The organism is Rhizobium sp. BK176 (assembly GCF_024808055.1).
Map to the genome: position 1 here is coordinate 48,194 of NZ_JANUBV010000030.1, position 6,435 is coordinate 54,628.

The window sequence follows — 6,435 nt, forward strand, 5'->3', positions numbered from 1 at the left end:
CTCTGGTCGGCCGAAACGTGCGTTTGGGAAACAACGGAGAGGTCGGCTGTGAAGCTTGGCATCACAGGGGAAAGGAAGAGCAGGACTGCGATGAAAACCGCGACCATGACTTTCCGTCCTTGAACCTCGTCGCTAAATCGAACTGGGCTGAATCTTGCCAATGTCTGTAGATAGCTGAGACGCAAAGTAAGACATTGATCTTGATCAAATTCAAGTCGATGCCGAGCCGTGCCAGGTTCGTTCATCGATCCTGCCAGCGAAGGGATGCCATGAGGTCCGTTATTGTCGGTTCATTGATTTTTCTGGCTGTCGCGTCTGCTGCGGTTTGCGCGGGCGACATCGTGACCGTCCGGCAGGCGGATATGAAGGCAATCGCGGCTGCCACCAAGTCCATCGCGGGCATGTTCAAGGTGCCGTCGACCTATTCGTCGCCCGAGTTCAAGTGGGCAGCCGAGCTTATCCGAGACAAGGCGGGCCAGACGCTGATCGACCACTTCGCGTCGGAAGCCGCATCTCCGGCTTCGAAGGCGAAGCCAAATATCATCGAGGAACGTGACCGTTTCGACCGCCTGGCAAATGACCTCAAGTCCTATGCGGCGGCGCTGGCTGTGGCCGCCGGGAAGAATCCGGCGGTTATGACCGACAGCATGCGAATGAAGCCCGGCGAGCCGATGGGCGGCGGGCCGCTCGGGACCCATGTCCAGAGCGAGGCCGAGCTTTCATCCCTCCCTGCCGAGCATGCCTTCCACCTTATGCTGCAGACCTGCACGAGCTGTCATGTCAGGTTCCGCATGGAATAGCAGTCACCGTCGTACCGGCTGCTCAGCCCTGATACCGTTTACGCCGAATGGAGCGTTCATGGCTGGAACGTCATCCGCATCACCTGCATTTGCGAACTCCTCGATGATCGGGCAGTCCGGACGCTCGTCGCCGTGGCAGTGTGTCGCAAGATGTTTCAGGGTTTCCGTCATCGCATGGATGGCGGCTGCCTTCCGTTCCAGTTCGGCGATGTGCTCCATGGCGATGCTCTTGACGTCCGCGCTTGCGCGAGAACGGTCTCGCCAGAGCGCGAGCAGTGTCTTCATCTGCTCCACGGAAAAGCCGAGATCGCGTGCCCGGCGGATGAAGCGCAGCGTGTGGATGTCGTTGTCGGCGTAGGTTCGATAGCTCGACTCCGTCCGGTGAGCGGGCGTGATCAGCTTGATCTGTTCGTAGTAGCGGATCATTTTCGCCGAAACGCCGCTCGCCTTTGCGGCCTGTCCAATATTCATGTTCGATCTCCTTGAATGCGGGCGGCCCTTCCAGGCCAGCCCGCTTCGTAATGGGTTATGGGTTTACAGAGCGGAGACGTAGCGCATTTCCAAGTACGAAGACGCTGGACATCGCCATGGCTGCTGCTGCGAATATCGGTGACATCAGGGTGCCGTTTACCGGGTAAAGCACGCCTGCTGCTACCGGGATCAAGCTCACGTTGTAAGCAAAGGCCCAAAACAGGTTCTGCTTGATGTTCCGGATCGTCGATTTGCTGAGGGCGATGGCCTTCGGTACGCCGTTCAGGTCGCCAGACATCAGCACGACGTCCGCACTTTCGATTGCAATGTCGGTGCCCGTGCCGACAGCGAGGCCGACGTCCGCTTCGGTCAAAGCCGGAGCGTCATTGATACCATCGCCAATGAAGGCAACCTTTCTGCCACCGGCCCGCAGACGCTTCACGGCCTCTACCTTGCCGTCCGGAAGGACTTCGGCGACGACCTCGTCGATACCCAATTGGCGGGCGATTGCGTCGGCGGTGCGTTTGTTGTCTCCGGTGATCATCGCCACCTTCAGGCCGAGCGCATGGAGCGCAGCCACGGCTGCTGGGGTTGTTTCCTTTACAGGATCAGACACCGCGATAATCGCTGCGAGATTGCCGTCGATGGCCGCATAGAGTGGTGACTTCCCCTGATCGCCAAGAGCGGCGGCTTTCTCACGGAATTGGCCGATGTCGATACCCGCTTTCTCCAAGGCGCGGTCAGCACCGACCAGAACCTTTCGGCCGTTGACCGAGCCTTCAATGCCGAAGCCGGGGTTCGCCTGAAAGTCGGTGACAGGGAGAGCACGAATGCCCCGTTCCCAAGCCGCTGCCGCCAATGCCTTGGCAATCGGATGCTCCGACAGGGTCTCGACGCTGGCGACCAGTTGCAGGACTTCGATTTCCGCATATCCGTCCCGGACCTCAATATCGGTCAGTTCAGGGCGACCCTTCGTCAGGGTGCCGGTCTTGTCGAAAGCGACGATATCGGCTTCGCGAAGGCTTTGCAGAGCCTCTCCCTTCCGAAAGAGAATGCCGAGTTCGGCCGCGCGGCCGGTTCCGACCATGATCGATGTTGGCGTCGCCAGACCCATGGCGCATGGGCACGCGATGATGAGGACTGCCACCGCGTTAACCAGTGCGAAACTCAGGGCGGGCGACGGGCCAAGCGCATACCAGGCGACAAAGGTGAATGCTGCGGCGAAGATGACCGCGGGGACGAACCAGCCTGTCACCTTGTCGACCAGAGCCTGAATCGGCAGTTTCGATCCCTGCGCCGCTTCGACCATCCTGATGATCTGCGCCAGAAGGGTGTCGCTGCCCACCTTGGTCGCCTGGAAGGTGAACGTGCCATTTGTATTGATCGTACCGCCGACGACCTCGCTGTCGGCTGTTTTTTCGACCGGTATCGGCTCGCCTGTTATCATCGACTGATCGACATATGAGCTACCGGTTGCGACGATGCCATCGACGGGCACCTTCTCGCCCGGCCGGATGCGAATGATGTCGCCGACGACCACGTCCTCGATCTCGGTTTCGACGAACGCACCGTTGCGCGACACGAAAGCAGTCCTGGCCTGGAGGCCGATCAGCCGCTTGATGGCCTGGCTGGTCCGCCCTTTGGCGCGGACCTCGAGAAAACGCCCGAGCAGGATGAGGGTCACGATGACCGCAGCAGCCTCGTAATACACGTTGACAGTCCCGGACGGCAGCAAGCGCGGCGCGAAGGTCGCCACGACGGAGTAGAGCCACGCAGCCGTGGTTCCGAGGACCACCAACGAGTTCATATCGGGCGTCCGACGCAGGAGGTTCGGTACGCCCTTCTGGAAGAATCGCAGGCCAGGTCCGAACAGGACAACGGTTGCGAGGACGAACTGCAGGTAAAGATTGTTCTGCATGCCGATGCTGTCCATGATCAACTCATGAACGGCCGGGATGAAGTGAGAACCCATCTCCAGCAGGAAGAGCGGCAAGGTCAGCGCTGCAGAGACCGCTAGCAGGGCTTTGAGCTTGGAGATTTCGGTCGCTCGGTGGTCTTTGTCTTCAAGGGCCTGTGGTGCTTGCAGGCGGCGGACGTCGTATCCGGCATTCCTCACCGCAGCTTCGAGTACCGGGGTCTGAACAGCCCCCGCCGCCACGTGCACGGTCGCCCGCTCGGTCGCAAGGTTGACGGACGCATCGATGACCCCTGGCACAGCCTTTAACGCCTTCTCGACGTGGGCCACGCAGGAGGCGCAGGTCATTCCTTCGACGCCAAATTCTTGCGTATCGATCCTGGCTTGATAGCCTGCGTCCTCGATGGCGCGCAGAACCGAAGCAGGATCGACGGCATCCTTGAATGTGACGCTGGCTCTTTCTGTGGCGAGATTGACCGATGCGCTATCGACGCCAGGAAGGGCCTTGATCGATTTCTCCACACGACTGACGCAGGATGCGCACGACATGCCCTCGATTTCGAACTCGGTCGGAGTGGAATGTGCCAGGTTTTTTTCGAACTGGGAGAGCGCAGTCATGGGAGGATCCTCATTTCACTGCACAGATAAGTAATCCTTCCCATAATGGGAAGGTCAAGGGTCTCATTTCACCTTGTTGATATGGATCAACGGCGTGACACGCCAACGTGTTTACTGTTCCCTTCAGTCCCTAATAAGCTAACAGCATGGCCGTGATCGAACACTGGTGCTTATTGCGACGATGGTTATCCTAGCCATCGGCCTGGTGTTTGCGCCATTTGCCGCAGCTCACGCTGTGCCCTGCCTCGATATTCCCTCCTCCGCCCACGTCTTGGTGCAGGATCATAGGGCAGAGATGGCGGGCCATCGGCATTCCGAACCGTCGCATTCGACGGCCGGGAACTGCTGCGTCTCGGTTTGCTCAGTGCGCGCAGGGCCATTGGCCTCAGGAGCCTCCGAGTTCCTGCACTTATCCCACCCTGTCGTCTATCTGGTCCAGATCTCACCGCTGACGGGACATTCGGTACCGCCCGGGCTCGACCCGCCCGGCTTGCTGTCTGACGTTTTTCGTTGCTGCATTGCGCGCCTACCCTCGAAACCGGACAAGTGACATGTACAGACGCGATTTTCTCACCTGCAGGGTGGCCGGGGCGGCTATCTATGGCGCGACCAACCCTCTCGCTATTCGGCAAGCAAGTGCCGGGACAGCGCCAGCTACGCAACTGGCCGGATCGACCCAAAGACTTAGCATCGTCAAGCGAACAATTGAGGTCAACGGCAGGCCGCGAATGTGCTTGGCATAACTCGGTCGTATGAGTCGCCAGGATTGAGGCTCGACGCCGGCGCTCCATTCGATGTTGAGTTGTCCAGATCGACGCCCCGACGCTGATCCACTGGCACGGTCTAACGCCGCCGTGGGATCAGGACTGCGTGCCGGATAATCCAGCTGGTGCAAGCCTGGCCAAACCCGCCACGATAAGTTTCGCCTCCGAGAGCGCGGGACCCACTGGATGCACGCTCACACGCTGCAGGAGAGGAACATGTCAATGATGTCCCACCCCGATGCACCTGCACGGACACAAGTTCCAGGTCGTCGGTATCAACGGGAGGGCTATTAACGGCGCTTTACGCGATACCGTAATGGTGCCCATGATGTCGACGGTGATCATTGCCTTTGACGCCGACAACTCCGGCCGTTGGCCGTTCCAATCATCACCTGTACCATATGGCGAGCGGGATGATGACACACATCGGGTACAAGGCCTGATGGCGCGGATGCTCCCGTTCATTCCCGGGAGCATCTGCTGCTATTTGCAAGGGGGAGGTCGTTGTTGTCCGCTGCCCGAAGACTAGAGAGATGTGAATGTATTCGGATAGCCTGCTTTCTCGATCGCTGCCGCTATTGTGAGCGGGTCGAGTTTTGACTCCACCTTTGCGGTCCGGGTTGGAAGGTCGACCTTGGCCTGGGCAGTGGGATCGGTGGCCCTGATTGCCTTTTCCACCGTGCCCGCGCAGTGGCCACAGGTCATGTTCTGGATATTGAATTCGTACATGGAAGGTCTCCGATTCAAGTGACTTAAAATAGGTGGGGTTTGCCATCGTGGGAAGGTCAAGAGAACCTGCAAACGTTCAGGAGAATGTCGAAGGGAAACGGGCGTCGATCATGGCCCTGAAATGAGCTTGAACACCAATGAAAGGAGAGAAGAGCATGAAACGTAGAGCTTTCATGTGTCTGGCGGCAGCAGGCACGATTGCCACACTTACCCGGCGTGCGTCAGCGTCGCGGGCTCGGATGGACATCTATAAAGATCCCAGCTGCGGCTGCTGCGGAGCTTGGGCCCTCGCAATGGTGAATGCCGATTTCAACGTCGTGGTCCGGGAGGATGATTTCATGTCGATAAAGGGCAGGCTCGGTATCCCTGAAGATATGCAGGGGTGCCACACCGCTGTGGTCGGCGACTACTTCTTTGAAGGGCACGTCCCCTTGGAGGCCGTCGAGAAGGTGTTGAACGAGAAACCTCCGATTGCGGGACTTGCCGTGCCAGGTATGCCGGTTGGCTCGCTTGGAATGGGAGACGACCACCAAGCCTCTTATGAGGTGTACAGCCTTACAAAGCCTGACATGAAGCCGTCGCTTTACATGCGCATGGGCGGTTAGGACCCAATCAGGGCATTCACGCCGAAAGCCAGGATCGCGGCGCTTACAACCAGTGCGGCAATCATAACCGTCTGACGGTCGGCTGCCAGCGTTACATCTTTGGGGACGAGACCATGCTCGCGTACCAGGCTGGGACTATTGCGGTGTCGTTTCCGGCGGTGTGACGTAGTCGTTTCTCCCAATGCGAAGTTACGCGTTCTAACAAGGCAGCTTGGTCGCAATCCGCCATTGGCACGGGATTTCGACTTCACCGATCGACTGCTGGGAGAAGAATACTTCAGCCATACTTTAGACAGAAGTAAAATAAGATACTGCCGACGGATCGAAATTTGCGGGGGAATACGATGCGGCTTGTCCTTGCCTTGTTGATACTTGTTGCTGCAACAGCAGCTAACGCACATCATGCGCCATCCGGATTTCAATACGAAGCATTTTGCTGGATCGTGCCCACTGCAGTGGTGTAACTGGACGGCTCTGGTCCCATGCTCTCCGGCGTGAGCCGGACTGATCAACGTGCCACTGCCGGCAAGCTG

The 6,435-nt window shown here is 58.7% G+C and carries 6 protein-coding genes and 1 pseudogene; 3 read left to right on the plus strand and 4 right to left on the minus strand.

Translation table 11 applies throughout. From position 1 onward, the window contains the following. Positions 1 to 269 precede the first annotated feature (269 nt). On the plus strand, positions 270 to 800 hold the full coding sequence (locus FHT76_RS37595; RefSeq protein WP_183758293.1) for a cytochrome c: 531 nt from the start codon (positions 270 to 272) through the stop codon (positions 798 to 800). A gap of 3 nt (positions 801 to 803) precedes the next feature. On the opposite strand, the gene cueR is transcribed toward FHT76_RS37595, so the two are convergent. Further along, positions 804 to 1,271: a Cu(I)-responsive transcriptional regulator gene (cueR, locus tag FHT76_RS37600; RefSeq protein ID WP_183758294.1), complete on the minus strand. Its 468-nt coding sequence runs from the start codon at positions 1,269 to 1,271 to the stop codon at positions 804 to 806. Positions 1,272 to 1,326: 55 nt separating this feature from the next. After that, positions 1,327 to 3,804, minus strand: coding sequence for a heavy metal translocating P-type ATPase (locus FHT76_RS37605; RefSeq protein ID WP_259131688.1), 2,478 nt, complete (start codon positions 3,802 to 3,804; stop codon positions 1,327 to 1,329). Between the two features lie 977 nt (positions 3,805 to 4,781). Between FHT76_RS37605 and FHT76_RS37610 the strand changes: the two are divergent. Then, positions 4,782 to 5,011 (plus strand): annotated as a pseudogene (locus FHT76_RS37610) (multicopper oxidase domain-containing protein); the annotation flags it as partial. Between the two features lie 82 nt (positions 5,012 to 5,093). On the opposite strand, the gene FHT76_RS37615 reads toward FHT76_RS37610, so the two are convergent. Further along, positions 5,094 to 5,297, minus strand: a complete 204-nt coding sequence (locus FHT76_RS37615) for a heavy-metal-associated domain-containing protein (RefSeq protein WP_183758298.1) — start codon at positions 5,295 to 5,297, stop codon at positions 5,094 to 5,096. Between the two features lie 155 nt (positions 5,298 to 5,452). Here FHT76_RS37615 and FHT76_RS37620 point away from each other — a divergent pair, with 155 nt between their 5' ends. Continuing rightward, positions 5,453 to 5,902 carry a DUF411 domain-containing protein gene (locus tag FHT76_RS37620; RefSeq protein ID WP_259131692.1) on the plus strand — a complete coding sequence of 150 codons (450 nt, stop codon included), beginning with the start codon at positions 5,453 to 5,455 and terminating at the stop codon, positions 5,900 to 5,902. Here FHT76_RS37620 and FHT76_RS37625 read toward each other — a convergent pair. After that, a partial coding sequence (locus FHT76_RS37625) for a hypothetical protein (protein ID WP_259186596.1) occupies positions 5,899 to 6,435 on the minus strand: 537 nt, incomplete at its 5' end. The genes FHT76_RS37620 and FHT76_RS37625 overlap by 4 nt on opposite strands.